12 protein-coding genes, 3 tRNA genes and 1 riboswitch are annotated in these 14,685 nt (G+C 62.7%); of the genes, 7 read left to right on the top strand and 8 right to left on the bottom strand.

Annotated features, from left to right (window positions below):
- Nucleotides 1-13 precede the first annotated feature (13 nt).
- The 3 genes from AC097N_RS00685 (at nt 14) to AC097N_RS00675 (ending at nt 2,401) form a co-directional block, all read left to right on the top strand.
- The gene (locus tag AC097N_RS00685) at nt 14-667 is read left to right on the top strand and encodes a protein-L-isoaspartate O-methyltransferase family protein (RefSeq protein WP_479578807.1); all 654 of its coding nucleotides are present in this window, start codon (nt 14-16) and stop codon (nt 665-667) included.
- 3 nt (nt 668-670) lie between these two features.
- Nucleotides 671-1,012 (top strand): rhodanese-like domain-containing protein, encoded by a 342-nt coding sequence (locus AC097N_RS00680; protein WP_479578806.1) that lies wholly within the window; start codon nt 671-673, stop codon nt 1,010-1,012.
- Between the two features lie 66 nt (nt 1,013-1,078).
- The gene (locus AC097N_RS00675; RefSeq protein WP_479578805.1) at nt 1,079-2,401 is read left to right on the top strand and encodes a TolC family outer membrane protein; all 1,323 of its coding nucleotides are present in this window, start codon (nt 1,079-1,081) and stop codon (nt 2,399-2,401) included.
- On the opposite strand, the gene AC097N_RS00670 is transcribed toward AC097N_RS00675, so the two are convergent.
- From AC097N_RS00670 to AC097N_RS00660, 3 genes are read right to left on the bottom strand one after another with little or no spacing between them, the layout of a single operon-like run.
- Nucleotides 2,394-3,728: a 3-deoxy-D-manno-octulosonic acid transferase gene (locus tag AC097N_RS00670; protein WP_479578804.1), complete on the bottom strand. Its 1,335-nt coding sequence runs from the start codon at nt 3,726-3,728 to the stop codon at nt 2,394-2,396. The genes AC097N_RS00675 and AC097N_RS00670 overlap by 8 nt on opposite strands.
- Nucleotides 3,725-4,771 (bottom strand): lipopolysaccharide heptosyltransferase I, encoded by a 1,047-nt coding sequence (gene waaC, locus AC097N_RS00665; RefSeq protein ID WP_479578803.1) that lies wholly within the window; start codon nt 4,769-4,771, stop codon nt 3,725-3,727. Before waaC ends, AC097N_RS00670 begins: the two co-directional genes overlap by 4 nt.
- Nucleotides 4,768-6,150, bottom strand: a complete 1,383-nt coding sequence (locus AC097N_RS00660) for a phosphomannomutase/phosphoglucomutase (protein WP_479578802.1) — start codon at nt 6,148-6,150, stop codon at nt 4,768-4,770. The genes waaC and AC097N_RS00660 overlap by 4 nt, the downstream gene beginning before the upstream one ends.
- A gap of 137 nt (nt 6,151-6,287) precedes the next feature.
- Between AC097N_RS00660 and AC097N_RS00655 the strand changes: the two genes are divergently transcribed.
- The 3 genes from AC097N_RS00655 (at nt 6,288) to AC097N_RS00645 (ending at nt 9,325) form a co-directional block, all read left to right on the top strand.
- Nucleotides 6,288-7,835: a DNA-3-methyladenine glycosylase 2 family protein gene (locus AC097N_RS00655; protein WP_479578801.1), complete on the top strand. Its 1,548-nt coding sequence runs from the start codon at nt 6,288-6,290 to the stop codon at nt 7,833-7,835.
- Between the two features lie 61 nt (nt 7,836-7,896).
- Entirely contained in the window at nt 7,897-8,394 is a 498-nt protein-coding gene (locus AC097N_RS00650; RefSeq protein WP_479578800.1) for a methylated-DNA--[protein]-cysteine S-methyltransferase, read from the top strand.
- Between the two features lie 34 nt (nt 8,395-8,428).
- Nucleotides 8,429-9,325 carry a DMT family transporter gene (locus tag AC097N_RS00645; RefSeq protein WP_479578799.1) on the top strand — a complete coding sequence of 299 codons (897 nt, stop codon included), beginning with the start codon at nt 8,429-8,431 and terminating at the stop codon, nt 9,323-9,325.
- 32 nt (nt 9,326-9,357) lie between these two features.
- Here the strand turns inward: AC097N_RS00645 and AC097N_RS00640 are convergent, their stop codons facing one another.
- Nucleotides 9,358-10,023: a DUF1345 domain-containing protein gene (locus AC097N_RS00640; protein ID WP_479578798.1), complete on the bottom strand. Its 666-nt coding sequence runs from the start codon at nt 10,021-10,023 to the stop codon at nt 9,358-9,360.
- Between the two features lie 198 nt (nt 10,024-10,221).
- A riboswitch (cyclic di-GMP riboswitch) is annotated at nt 10,222-10,315 on the top strand.
- A gap of 74 nt (nt 10,316-10,389) precedes the next feature.
- Between AC097N_RS00640 and AC097N_RS00635 the strand changes: the two genes are divergently transcribed.
- A complete protein-coding gene (locus AC097N_RS00635) occupies nt 10,390-12,699 on the top strand; it encodes a S8 family peptidase (protein WP_479578797.1) in 2,310 nt (769 codons plus the stop codon).
- Nucleotides 12,700-12,847: 148 nt separating this feature from the next.
- On the opposite strand, the gene AC097N_RS00630 is transcribed toward AC097N_RS00635, so the two are convergent.
- The 4 genes from AC097N_RS00630 to gltX form a co-directional block, all read right to left on the bottom strand.
- A tRNA-Asp gene (locus AC097N_RS00630) sits at nt 12,848-12,924 on the bottom strand.
- A 94-nt stretch (nt 12,925-13,018) separates the two neighbouring features.
- Nucleotides 13,019-13,094, bottom strand: a tRNA-Glu gene (locus AC097N_RS00625).
- 58 nt (nt 13,095-13,152) lie between these two features.
- A tRNA-Ala gene (locus AC097N_RS00620) sits at nt 13,153-13,228 on the bottom strand.
- Nucleotides 13,229-13,292: 64 nt separating this feature from the next.
- Complete coding sequence (gltX, locus tag AC097N_RS00615; protein ID WP_479578796.1) at nt 13,293-14,681, bottom strand: glutamate--tRNA ligase; 1,389 nt, start codon at nt 14,679-14,681, stop codon at nt 13,293-13,295.
- Between the last annotated feature and the right edge of the window lie 4 nt (nt 14,682-14,685).

Here is a 14,685-nt window from a genome sequence, read left to right as displayed (position 1 = left end):
CTGGAGTACAAAAATGAATATCGAACAAGCCCGCTTCAACATGATCGAACAGCAGATTCGTCCCTGGGACGTGCTCGACGGCGAGGTATTGCACCTGTTGTCTGTGGTCAAGCGTGAAGATTTTGTGCCGCTGGCCCACAAGGCACTGGCCTTTGTTGACATGGAAATCCCCCTGGGCCACGGCCAGTGCATGCTCGCCCCCCGCGTGGAAGCCCGCATGCTGCAGGACGCAGCCGTTCAAAAACATGAAAAAGTGCTGGAAATCGGCACGGGCTCGGGCTACATGGCCGCCTTGCTGGCGCACCGTGCACAGCGCGTGATTTCACTGGAAATCGACCCTGAACTCGCCGCCCTGGCCCGCACCAACCTGCAAAAAGCCGGCATTCACAACGCCGAGGTGCGCCAGTTTGACGGCTCCAAGGGTGCGCCCGCCGAAGGCCCGTTTGACGTGATCGTGATGAGCGGTTCGGTGGCCGAAGTGCCCCCGACCCTGCTGGCCAACCTGAAGGTCGGCGGACGGCTGATCGCCATTGTGGGCGACGAGCCCGTGATGCGTGCCACCCTCGTTGTGCGCAACAGCGAGACTGACTTCACGACGACCCAACCGTGGGACACGCTGGCGCCCCGCCTGCAGAACTTCCCCGAGCCATCCTCTTTCAAGTTTTAAACCATGATTGTCCAAGTTCGCCCCTCCCAATTGTCCGCTTGGCTTGAGTCCGTGCGCGGCCATGGCGTGCCCGTGGTGCTGGACGTGCGCGAGCCGTCCGAGTTGCAGGTCGCCAGCGTGAAAGCCGATGGGTTTGAGTTGCTGACCATTCCCATGGGGGTGATTCCACCGCGCTTGAGCGAGCTGGACCCCGAGCAACCGGTGGCCTGCCTGTGCCACCACGGCGGACGCAGCATGCAGGTCGCAACATTCCTGAAAGCACGGGGCTTTGCCCATGTGGCCAACATTGCCGGCGGCATCCATGCCTGGTCGGCAGAACTTGACCCCAGCATTCCCAGGTATTGAGCTGAGCGGGCCCTCCCCGTCGATGGGCCGCCCCACTTGCTCTTGTTCTCCACCCAAAGGTCCACCATGAAAACGTTCCGTCTTCTTCCCCTGTTTGTGGCTTTCAGCGCAGCGCTGGCCCTGCCGGTACGCGCCCAAAGCCTGGTGGACCTGTATGAATTGGCGCGCGGTTTTGATGCCTCGTACCAGTCGGCCAAATCGCAATACGACGCCACGCTGGCCCGGGCCGATCAGGCCAAGGCTGCGATTCTGCCCACGGTCGGGTTGTCACTGGGGTCTTCAGTGACCAACGTGGACAACACCCTGGCGCCGCCGCCCAAATCCAACTACAACACCCACACCGCCACACTCAGCGCCTCGCAGCCGCTGTACCGGCCAGCGAACAGGGCTAGCTACGAACAAGGCAAAAAACAGGTGGATCTGGCCGAGGCCCAGCTGGCGGTGGCCGACCAGGACCTGATTGTTCGTGTGAGCCAGGCCTACTTTGATGTGCTCGCCGCCAAAGACAGCCTGACGTTTGTGAAAGCCCAGAAAGCCGCGGTGGGCGAGCAACTGGCCTCGGCCAAACGCAACTTTGAAGTCGGCACCTCCACCATCACCGACACCCGTGAGGCGCAAGCCCGGTTTGACCTGGGCACCGCCCAGGAAATAGCGATTGAGAACGACCTGCGTGTCAAACAGATTGCGCTGGACCAACTGGTCGGCAAAACCAATACCCAGCCCCAAGCGCTGGCCCTGCCCCTGGCGCTGCCCGCACTGGTGCCGGATGACGCCAATGCCTGGGTCGCCCAAAGCGAGTCCGGCCACCCCGTCATCCGTCAAAGCCAGGTCGCACTTGACGTGGCCCAGCTGGAAACCGAAAAAGCCAAGGCCGGCCACAAACCCACGCTGGATGTGACGGCGGGTTACAACATCACCCAAAACAACGGCTCCTCTAGTTTGGCCAATGACTACCGCACCAATGGGGCCACGGTCGGCCTGGCGTTCAATCTGCCCCTGTTCGCCGGCTTCTCCGTGCAGAACCGCATCCGCGAAACCCTGGCGCTGGAAGACAAGGCCCGCAATGACCTCGAAGGGGCCAAACGCGCCGTCGCCCAGGGCACCCGCACGGCCTACTTTGGTGTCGTGTCGGGTCAAGGCCAGGTCAAGGCGCTGGAAGCCGCCGAGGCCTCCAGCCAGAGCGCGCTGGACGCCAACAAGCTGGGTTACCAGGTGGGTGTGCGCATCAACATCGATGTGCTGAACTCGCAAAGTCAGTTGTTCCAGACCAAGCGCGATCTGGCCAAGGCCCGCTACGACGTGCTGGTCGGCGGCTTGAAGCTGCGCCAGGCCAACGGCACCCTCAAGGCCGGGGACTTACAGGGCGTCAATGCCCTGCTGGTCAAGTAAAACCAGCACCGCCAATAGCCGCCAGCACCGCCGCCACGGTTTTCTCCACCGCACCGCGGTGGGCGCCGGAAAAGCGCAACGCCGTGGCCGACATCGCAGCGCACGCGGCCGGGTCGGTCACCAGGCTTTGCGCCATTTGCACGGCCTGATCCATCGATCCGACCCGCAATGCCGCCCCAGCAGCCTCGGCCAGCGCCGCGGCTTCCAGAAAATTGAAGGTGTGCGGGCCCATGACCACCGGGCAAGCACACGCCGCGGCCTCAATCAGGTTTTGCCCCCCCAGAGGCTCGAAACTGCCGCCCAGCAAGGCCGCGTCCGCCAGCCCGTAGTACAGCGCCATTTCCCCCAGCGAGTCACCGAGCCAGACCGTGCGCTGACCGGCGGCATGGACAGCGGGCGGCGCGTCGCCCCAGGTGCTGCGGCGGGACACGGCAAACCCCTGTGCCTCCATCAGCGCCGCGACCTCATCAAAACGCTGGGGATGGCGCGGCACGATCAGCCATTGCACCTCATTCGCTATCGAATCAATAGCTGCATCCGCACGGCGGACGGGGGCTAGAAGGCTAAATGATGCCAAACTCTTCAATAATGCCGTTTCTTCCCCCTCGCGCGAACTGGCAAACAGCACAACCGGGCGGCCCACACGTTGGCGCCAGGCTTGGCCAGTGGCGAGCTGCGTGGTGTTGGGCGTGGCATCAAACTTGAGGTTGCCGAACACGCCCTGCACCGTGGCGCCCAACTGCGTGAGCGCCTGGGCGTCGGCCTGCGTCTGGGCCCACACGGCCGCCAGCGCACCGAAGGCCGGGCGCGACAGCCACGCCAGACGCTGGGCCTGGCGCCGCGACTTGTCGCTCATGCGGGCGTTGGCCAGCACCAGCGGCACGTGGCGCTGGGCGCAGGCGGCCACCAGGTTGGGCCAGACTTCGGTTTCCATCAGGATGCCAATGCGGGGCTTGAAGTGCGCCAGAAAACGGCTGGCCGCACCCCGTGTGTCCCACGGCTGCCAGCTCTGCACATCGCCCGGTTGCAACAGCTTGACGCCTTCGGCTAGCCCGGTGGCAGTTCCGTGCGTGAGCAGCAAACGCATGCCGGGCAAGCGCTGACGCAGTCCGGCAATCAACAAGGCGGCGGTGCGTGTTTCACCCAGGGACACGGCGTGGACCCACACCAGACCGTCGCTGGCCTTGAAGGGCGCCCCCGCATAACGGCCAAAACGCTCTTCAATGGCGTGCAGGTACAGCGGCTCGGCCCGGCCACGACGCGTCAGTTTGCGCCGCACCCAGGGCTGCAGCAGCCACATGACCAGCGAATACAGCAGGCGGGTCATGCGGTTTTCGGCGTGCTGGACACCGCGAGCCAGGCTTGCCAGACGGCCTCCACCGAGGGCGTGGGGTCAGCAAACACGCTGCACTGGCGAACACCCGGAGCCGCTTCAACGCCCGCGGGTGCATGAGCGGCCTGCGGCCCGGTGCGCCACGCGGTGTCGAAGTTATAAATCTGCACATGGGGCAGGTCCAGCGCCACGGCGATATGGCTCAAGCCGCTGTCCACGCCCACCACACCGGCACAGGCGGCCAGCGCATCGGTCAAGGCGTCCAGCCCCAGCCGGGGCCACACGATGGCCCCGGCCAACGGGGCGGCAATCTCCCGCGCATGGCGCTCTTCGGCGTCGCTGCCATGCGGCAAGGCGACCGCGTAACCGGCGTCATTGAGGTGCTGGCCCAGCGCATGCCAATGGGCCAGCGGCCACTGCTTGTCGGCCCGCGAGGTGCCGTGCACCAAGGCCACCAGGCCCTTGGGGAAAGAAGCCTCAAATGCTACATTTTTAATAGCTGCCTGCGCACGTCCCACCTGGGCTAGAAGCCCAAAAGACTCAAAATTTGGCACCCCATAACCCAGGGCACGGGCGCACAGTTCACGCGAGCGCATCACGGCATGGATGTGGGGTGGCAGTGCAATCGCCACGTCAGCCACCCAGCGCGTGGGCGCCTCATAGCCCGAACCGTCCGTCTGATTGGCCATGGCGTAGCGCTGACCCTGCGGGGTGAGCTGCGCCAGCCACGCGATGAACGCCGACTTGCTCAGGCCCTGCAGATCGATCACCGCGTCATAGGACTCGCGCTGCAACTCGGTTTTGAACGCGCCAAAGGCCTGGCGCGTGGCGCGTGACAACGGTGACTTGCGCCAGCGCCGTATCTCGCACTCGATCACGCGCCCCACGCCCTCACAGCGTCGCACCAAAGGGGCAAAACCGCGCTCCACCACCCAGTCAATCCGGGCCTCGGGGAAGGCGCGGCGGATGTCCTGCACCGCGGGCATGGCGTGCACCACATCGCCCAGTGACGACAGTTTGACGATCAGGATGTTCAAGGGGTGGCCTCGTCCAGTGCCGCGTCGGGCTTGACGCTGCGCAGCAACGCCAGCAGCGCGTGCTCAATGCGGCGCAGCGCCTCGGGCGTGCGGCCTTCAAAGCGCAGCACCAGTACGGGCGTGGTGTTAGAGGCCCGAATCAGCCCGAAGCCATCGGGCCAATCCACGCGCAGGCCATCGATGGTGTTGAGCCTGGCCGGGGCTTCAAAGTGCGCGCGGCTGATGAGCTGGTCCACCAGCGCGTGGGCCTCGCCCTCGGCACATTTCACGTTCAACTCCGGGGTGGAAAAGCTGGTGGGCAGCGCGTTGAGCACCGCGCTGGCATCGGGCGAACGGCTCAGGATTTCCAGCAGGCGGCCCGCCGCGTAGGTGCCGTCGTCGAAACCAAACCAGCGCTCCTTGAAGAAGATATGGCCGCTCATCTCGCCGCCCAGCGGGGCGTTGACGTCCTTCATCTTGGCCTTGATCAGCGAGTGGCCGGTCTTGTACATCAGGGGCTGGCCGCCCGCGGCTTCAATGACGGGAGCCAACTGCTGCGAGCATTTCGCGTCAAACACGATAGTGCCACCGGGCACGCGGCGCAGCACATCCTGCGCCAACAGCATGATCTGGCGGTCGGTGTAGATGATGGTGCCGTCCCGGGTGACGACCCCCAGCCGGTCACCGTCGCCGTCAAAGGCCAGGCCCAATTCGGCGTCACTGGCTTGCAGCGCGGCCATGAGGTCGCGCAGGTTCTCGGGTTTGCTCGGGTCGGGGTGGTGGTTGGGGAAATGGCCATCCACCTCGCTGAACAACTCAATCACCTCGCAGCCCAGCGCCCGCAAAATGCCCGGCGCCGACGCCCCGGCAATGCCGTTGCCCGAATCGACCACCACGGTCATGGGGCGGGCCAGCTGGATGTCACCCAAGATGCGGTCGCGGTAGGCCGCCAGCACATCAGCCGTGCGCACCGTGCCGCCAGGCTGGGCCACCCAGGCCTCGCTGTCCATCATGCGGCGCAAGGCCTGAATGTCGTCGCCATAAAGGGCTTGCCCGCGCAGCACCATCTTGAAGCCGTTGTCGTCCCGGGGGTTGTGGCTGCCGGTGACCTGAATGCCGCTGGTGCACAGCGTGTGGGCCGCAAAGTACAGCATGGGCGTGGTCACGGTGCCGAGGTCAATCACCGCCACCCCGGCCGTCACCAGACCGCGCACCAGGGCGGCGGCGAGAGAAGCACCGCTCAGGCGCCCGTCGCGCCCCACCGCCACCGTCGTCTCACCGTCGCGCCGCGCCACCGTGCCAAACGCCCGCCCCAAGGCCTCAGCCGTGGCTTCGTCAAGCGTCGACGGCACGGTGCCGCGAATGTCGTAGGCTTTGAAAATGGAAGCGGGTAACTGCACGAAGAGGGTTCCTGTCGGATGGGCGTTGGCACCGGGGGGTGCCCCGGATTGTAGGGGGCCAGGCGGCCCAGGGACATGTCCGGAAACGGCTGGTTCAGGGCTGGTCCGGCGCCTTTTGCACGCGTATCATCGATCGCATGACCCCCGCTGACACACTGCCGCCCGATGACGCCCGCTACCTCGCCCTGAAGGCGAAAGACGCGCGTTTTGACGGCTTCTTTTTCACCGGCGTCACCTCCACCGGCATTTATTGCCGCCCGGTGTGCCGGGTGCGCACCCCCAAGCGGGAAAACTGCCGCTTCTTCACCCATGCGGCGCAGGCCGAACAAGCCGGGTTTCGGCCCTGCCTGCGCTGCCGCCCGGAGCTGGCACCGCGCACGCCGCACGCCGCGCACCTGTCCGAGGCACGGGCCTGGTCCATGCAGGACGCCTCCAGCATCCTGGCGGGTCAGGCCGCCCGCCTGCTCGACACGCCCGAGGCCTGGGGCCACACCGCGCCCACCGTGCAAAAACTGGCCGGGCGGCTGGGTGTCAGCGACCGCCACCTGCGCCGTATTTTCGAGGCCCAGTTTGGCGTCTCGCCCCTGCAATACCTGCAAACCAGGCGCCTGCTCAGCGCCAAGCAACTGCTGACCGACACGCCCCTGGCCATCACGCAGGTGGCGCGCCTGAGCGGCTTTGCCAGTGTCCGGCGCTTCAACGCGGCCTTCAGCCAGCACTACGCGCTCAACCCGACGCAGTTGCGCCGTGCAGGCGGTGCACGCCCCACTGGCAAAGCGCCAGAGGGCATTCTGGTCCGGCTGGCTTACCGCCCGCCCTATGACGTGAGGGCCATGCTGCAGTTCTTTGCCACGCGGCAGATTGCAGGCATCGAGCACATTTCGCTCTCGACCAACACCCTGACGCTGGCCAAAACCATCACCGCACCGCTGGGCGACCAGCAAGTCAGCGGCTGGTTGCTGGCAAGCTTTGACGAGGCGCGCTGCCGGGTCGACCTGCAGGTCAGCCCATCGCTGTGCGAAGCGCTTCCCTGGGTGATGGCCCGGGTGCGCGCCCTGCTGGACCTGGATGCCGACCCACACGCCATCAACCACCAGTTGCACGCCCACTTTCCGCAGGGCGACGGCCTGCGGGTGCCCGGTGCGCTGGACGGCTTTGAACTCGCCGTGCGGGCCGTGCTGGGCCAGCAAATTACCGTGGCCGCCGCGCGCACGCTGGCGACCCGCCTGGTGGAACGGTTCGGTGAACCGCTGGAGACGCCGGTGGCCGGACTGAACCGGCTCTTTCCGTCCGCCGCGACGCTGGCAGCAAGCCATGGCGACGCCCTGGGAGCGTTGGGCATCGTCAAACAACGCCAGGCGGCCATCCAGGCGCTGGCCAACGCGGTGGCGCAACAGCACCTGTCACTGCACCCCGGCGCGGACGTGGACGCCACCATCACCGCGCTCAAGGCCCTGCCCGGCATCGGCGACTGGACGGCGCAGTACATCGCCATGCGCGCGCTGCGTTGGCCGGACGCTTTTCCCGCCGGTGACGTGGCGCTGCACAAGGCGCTGGGCGTTCAGGACGTCCGGCATCCCGCCAAAGAAGCCCTGGCCGCGTCACACGCCTGGCAACCATGGCGCAGCTACGCCGTGATCCGGGCGTGGGCCCTGCTTGCTTCCGCATCCCCAAAACCCCCGTGAAAACGCTATTAAATACATAGCTACCTCCGCAAACCCCATAAGGGCTACAAGGCGATTTACCATGAAATTCTCAAACTCCACAGTTCAATCCCGGTATGACAGCCCGCTGGGGCCCATGGTTCTCGCGGCCCTGGACGGCAAGCTGGTGGGCGTCTGGTTTGACGGCCAGGCCCACCAGCCCGACACCGCCCACTGGCCTGCCGTCACCGGTCACCCCACGCTGGAACAGGCCAAGGCGCAATTGGCCGACTACTTTGCTGGCCGCCGGACCACGTTTGAGCTACCGCTGGACGTGAGTGCGGGCACCGCTTTCCAGCAAGCCGTCTGGCGCGCACTGCTGCAAATTCCGAGGGGCGCCACCCAAAGCTACGGCGCCCTCGGTGCAGGTATTGGCAACCCGGCGGCCGTGCGGGCCGTGGGGGGCGCCGTGGGCCGCAATCCCTTGAGTATCATCGTGCCATGCCACCGCGTGATTGGCGCCAGCGGCGCCCTGACCGGTTACGCAGGTGGCCTGGAACGCAAGATTTTCCTGCTCCAACTTGAAGGCGCGAGGGTCTGACCCGAGCGCCCGTCACTCCACCCACAGGCCCACCTTGAATTCCCCTGCTCCCAAAAAACCCTGGCTGATAGACTTTGTCTTGCTCGCGGCGCTCTGGGGCTCCTCGTTCCTGTTCATGCGCTTTGGCGCGCTGGAATTTGGTGCCTTGCCCACCGCTGGCATCCGCGTGGCCATTGCCGCCGCCTTCTTGCTGCCGATCCTGCTGTGGCGCGGCCAGGGGGCTGACCTGGCCAGACACTGGAAGAAGATTTTTTTGGTGGGCTTGCTCAATTCCGGCATTCCGTTTGCCTGCTATGCCTTTGCCCTGCTTTCCATCACCACCGGTTTGTCGTCCATCCTGAACGCCACCGTGCCCTTGTTTGGCGCCATAGTCGCCTGGGTTTGGCTCAAAGACCGCCCCAATGGCCTGCGCATTCTCGGTCTGCTGGTGGGTTTTGCAGGCGTGGCGATGCTGGCGTGGGACAAAGCCAGCTTCAAACCCGACGCCTCGGGGATGGCAACGGGCTGGGCCGTGTTGGCCTGCCTGCTGGCGACGCTGTGCTACGGCATTTCGGCCAGTTTTACCAAACGCCACCTGACCGGCCTGCCCGCCCTGGTCACGGCCACCGGCAGCCAGCTGGGCGCCACATTGGGTCTGGCACTGCCCACCGTGTGGTTCTGGCCGCAGCACATGCCCAGCGCCACGGCCTGGTGGTCTCTGCTGTGGGTCGGCGTGCTGTGCACCGGTGTGGCCTACATCCTGTACTTCCGATTGATTGAAAACATCGGGCCGGCGCGCTCGCTCACCGTGACTTTTGTGGTGCCGGTGTTTGCGGTGATGTACGGCGTCCTGTTCCTGGGTGAAGCCGTCTCGTCATGGATGGTTTTTTGCGGCGTGATCATCATGTGCGGCACGGCCTTGTCGTCGGGCCTGCTCAAACTGCGCCGCTGACGCCCTCCGGCCCCGCCCGATGCGCGCCTGGTCTATTGAATCTGGATCGCCCCGGCAATCACGTTGATGCTCAAGGCCAGCACCAGCATATTGAAGCCAAAGGCGGTGATGCTGTGCATCAAGGTCAGGTGGCGCATACGGCGCGTGGTGACGACCACGTCAGACACCTGCGAGGTCATGCCAACCACATGGGCGTAGTACAGAAAATCAAAATAATCAGGCGCCAGCTTGCCGGGAAATTCGAGCCCCGGGCCTTGCGGCTGATGGCGCAACTCCTCCTGATAGTAAACATGCGCATACCTGAAGGCAAACACCGTCTGTATCAATAACCAGGACACCGCCAGTGCACCCATGGAGAGCGCCAAATGCGCAATCCGCTGCGGCGTGGAGAGGTCTTTGACATGCTGCAGCATGAAGGCAATGGCCGCAATACTCGCGAAGGCCGAGAGCACCATCAACAAGAAAAGTACAAACCCCGGCTGGTCTTGCGCCTGCGCCCGCGCACGTGTGCGCTGGGCATCAAACTCAATCGCCAGCCACCACGACAGGCCCAGGTAGACCAACGCTCCCACGCACCAAGCCAACAGACCATGCGTCGCCACGCTCACCGGCAGAGGCACCAACTCCGTGGCAAAACCAAGGGCTCCTGCATAGAACAACCGTTGGTGCGCCGTGATTTCCGGGAATTTCTTGTTCATCCTGCTGATTGTGGCGCAAGCGCTTTTACCCCGTGTGATCGCCAGCGCCAACATAAAAGGCCGCCACCCATCTGACGTAAATTGTTACTTTTAGTTATTTTTTCTTGCCGATTTGGCGAGTCCGGCTAAAATGTTTTCACAAATGGCATCGATCCACACGCCATTTGTCGCAGTCAGCGAGGCGGCCTCAGCGGGCAAATCTGACAAGGGCAAACTCGACGAAAGTCGGGGACGCAAAGCTACCGGGCTTCGACATTGAATTTTTCAGTGCCATGCTAGCGGGGCTGCCGGAGGAGAGTCACCGTCACGATTCAATTCAGGTTCTGCGTCGCCCTTTATTGGTTTTCAAACAGTAAAGGCGACATCATGTTCAAGCTCAACTATGCAACCGCAGCCATCCTGACTGCGCTTTGCGCCAACGCATTTGCGCTGGAAAACTCATCCACTCTCGACGTCACCCCGGACGACACGGAACTGATGGCCGTTGCGGCCCCCACACCCGTCACGTCGGGCGCCACGCTGGTGAAGGCAGCCCCCACTGCAGCCGAAACCAGGTCGCGCTCCGTTCAGGGGTGGCTCAACCAGATCAACAAACCCTACGCCAACCAGCTCGCCACAGGCAATGGCGCCGGCGTCACCGTGGGCGTGGTGGACTCCGGCGTACAAGTGACCCACCCGTCCCTCAAAGGCCAGGTGATCGCCACCTACAACGCATTAACCGGTGGTACCGACGTCACCGATCAAATGGGACACGGCACCCATGTTTCCGGCCTGATTGCGGGCACTTCCGCCTACGGCGGACTGACGGAAGGCGTTGCGCCCGGGGCCAAACTGGTGATGGCCAAAGTCTTCACGACAGGCAGTTCCAGCAGCATCACGATCGGCAAAGGCATTGACTGGGTGGTGAATGTGCAAAAAGCACCTATTCTTTCGCTCAGCCTGGGTGCCGCGGCCCCCGCCATGCAATCAAATATCCAGAACGCCGTGACCAAGGGAACGCTGATCACCGCGGCACTCGGAAACGACGGCAAAGCCACCGGCAGCTGGCCTGCAGCGTTCGCCAAGGCCACATGGGCGAACGGCCAGATTATTGCAGTGGGTGCACTGGATGCGAACAACAAACGGGCTTCGTTCAGCAACTACGACCCCACGCTGGCCAATTGGACCGTTTTCGCACCTGGCGTGAGCGTAGCGTCGACCTACTCGACACCTACCTCGCCGAGCACCTACGCATACATGTCAGGCACGTCGATGGCCACACCCATCGTCGCCGGTCAGGCGGCACTGATCAAAAGCAACTGGAACTTCCTGCCAGCAGCCGACATTGCCCAGGTCATTTACCAATCCGCCACCCATCTGTGCAGCGACACAGTGACAGCAACCGTGTGCGCAACCCGCAAGACGGCAGATGCGATGTATGGCTGGGGTTTGATCAACGTCGGCGCCTCCCTGCAGCCCATCGGCAGCCTGAATGTCGGCACCAAAACAGGCACCTCGGTGGCCTATGCAAGCTCCACCATTGCTGCGCCCAAAGCCGGACTGGCCTCCGGACTGAAAGGCGTCAACACACTGGCCGTTGACAAGTTCAATCGCGGTTTCATCGTGAACCTGGCAAGCCTCACCACCGCCGCCACCGTCACCACCAGCGCGACACCGGTGACGTCCACCACCACCGTCAGTGCCAAGGGCGTCAAGTTTTCTGCTGAATACGCCGCTTCAGGCAGCAACCCAAACAGCCTGTACCTTGGCGATGCGGGCACCGCAGTGACATTGGCCAAACTGAGTTACAGCTTTGCGAACGACCGCGGCACGTCCTACGGATTTGGCACGGGTGGCACGGCCCAGGACTTTTTTGGTCTTCAATCCACCGGCATGGCACCGCTGAGCCTGAACGGCGAAGGCAGCCGCTTCAATGCACCGTATTTCAATCTCGCCGAATCGGCCACCCATGCGGGCTACGGCATGACCTTCAAGGATGGCACCGTGCTTCGCATGGGTCTGATGGCGCAGGCGGCCTCCGCTTCGACCACACTGCTTGATCTGGCAACGCCTGTGACGGCCCGGACTCTGGCGACGGTGGAACTGCAGAAATCATTTGGAGAGGCGACGGGTGTTGTGACAGTAGGCCAACTGCAGGAAAACAACTCGGTGCTGGGGATGTCCGGCACGGGGGCGCTCGCACTGGCAGCCCGTCCCAACACAACATTTGTGACCCTGGCGGGATCGGTGCCCCTGGCGCAAAAAGTCACTTTTTCGATGATGGCCACATTGGGCCAAACCCGTGGCTATGAAAATGCGGGCGCATCCCTGATCGATGGTGCCACGGGCTCACGCTCGGCCGCCTGGAGCCTGGGTCTGGCGCAAAAAGATATTCTCCAGGATGGCGACAACCTGGGCTTCACCATGGCCATGCCCTTGAAGACGATGTCAGGTTCTCTGCAGATGACCACCGCCGTGTCGCAAAGCCAGGTTGATGGCTCGTTGCAATACGCAACTCAAACCGTCAACCTGCAGCCGACCGGCTCGGAAAAAGATCTGGAACTGGCCTACGCAACGCCCATGCGTTTTGGCGGCAAACTGACGGCTCTGGCTCAAGTCAAACTCCAGCCCGGCCACGATGCCGACGCACCCACCCAATTTGGATTGGGCGTGCGGTACGTGCGCTTATTCAAATAATTAATTCGATCTAGACGCCAGAGCAATCTGGCGCCTTTATGGAGGAGCCGAGCCCCGCTACATGAGGCAGCTCGAATGGAATCACGGTTTCAATCGCCCAAATGAAAAAGCCGCCATCAATCGAAATTGATAGCGGCTTTCCAATTACTGGCGGAGCGGACGGGACTCGAACCCGCGACCCCCGGCGTGACAGGCCGGTATTCTAACCAACTGAACTACCACTCCTGGTAGTGGCAACGTTTGCTCTTTCGAGCCAAGTCGCATCACCTTTCGGCTTTGCTGTTACCAACTTGTGCTTTGATCATCTCATGATGAATCTTGGCGACCCCACGGGGATTCGAACCCCGGTACCTACCGTGAAAGGGTAGTGTCCTAGGCCTCTAGACGATGGGGTCAGAACCTTAAGACTTCCGTCTCCAAAAACGAAACTTTTCAGTCTTGTTTTCAAAAAAATGGTGGAGATAAGCAGGATCGAACTGCTGACCTCTTGCATGCCATGCAAGCGCTCTCCCAGCTGAGCTATACCCCCAAAAACTACCGAATAATTTTTAATTTATTCGTTATTTCCAAGCCTCAAATTATAGCGTGAAAATTCAGACTCGACGTAAACGCTCAATTACTTTTTCTCTTTCACTCAATTCAAGCACCGCGTCCAGCGACGGCGTCTGGGCGGTGCCCATGACCAACACCCGGACGGGCATGGCGAGATGCGGCATCTTGATGGCGCACACCACCAGTACTTCCTTGATCACAGCGGAAATAGTGGCCTTGTCCCACGTGCAAGTCACAAGCTTGTCTGCAAGCAGAGCGAGCGCGGGTTTGATCGCGTCGGTGACATGCTGCGCAACCTCTGCTGCATTGGGCGTGATGTCGGTATAGAAGGCTGCGGCCCAATCGGCCAATGCCACCGTGGTGTCGCAACGGTCCTTGAACAAGGCACAGATGCGTGGCAAACGGTCGTCGGACTCAATACCTCGCTTGAGCAACTGGGCCTGCACCAGCGGTGCCAAGGCCTCATCACTCATGGCCTTGAGGTGCTGCGCATTCACCCAACGCAGTTTGGCTTCGTCAAACTGGGCGGCACTGCGGCCCAGGTGATCCAGGTTGAACCACTGCAGGAACTGTTCGCGGCTGAAGATTTCATCGTCGCCATGGCTCCAGCCCAAACGCGCCAGGTAATTGACCATGGCATCAGGCAGATAGCCTTCCTCACGGTACTGCGTCACCGGTTTGGCACCGTTACGTTTGCTCATCTTCTCGCCCAGCTCGTTGAGCACGGTAGGGAGATGCCCATACACCGGAGGCGTTTTGCCCAGCGCATGAAAAATATTGATCTGGCGAGGCGTGTTGTTCACGTGGTCATCACCACGAATGACGTGGGTAATGGCCATGTCGATGTCGTCCACCACCACACAGAAGTTATAAGTCGGCGTGCCGTCAGGGCGCGCGATGACGAGATCGTCCAGCTCATCGTTGCTGATCTCGATGCGACCTTTGACCTTGTCCTCCCACACAACCGAACCGCCTTGCGGATTTTTGAACCGCAGCACCGGCTTGACGCCTTCGGGAACCGCAGGCAAGGTCTTGTCCGGTGCCGGCCGCCAGGTGCCGTCATAGCGGGGTTTTTCTTTGGCGGCCATCTGGTGCTCACGCAAGGCGTCAAGCTCGGCCACACTCATGTAACAGGGATACACATGACCCGCCGCCTGCAGGTCCGCCAGGACCGCCTTGTAACGGTCCATGCGCTGCATCTGATAAAAGGGCCCCTCGTCATAGTCCAGGCCTAGCCAGGACATGCCTTCGATGATCACATCGACTGCGGCCTGGGTAGAGCGCTCCACATCGGTATCTTCGATTCGCAGCACGAAATCGCCACCCGTCGCACGGGCAAAAGCCCAAGGGTACAAAGCAGAGCGAATATTGCCCAAGTGAATGAACCCGGTGGGAGACGGAGCGAATCGAGTGCGAATTTTTTGTGTCATGTCA

The organism is Rhodoferax sp. LS1R11 (assembly GCF_056521395.1).
This window is presented reverse-complemented; position numbering and strand designations above follow the sequence as displayed.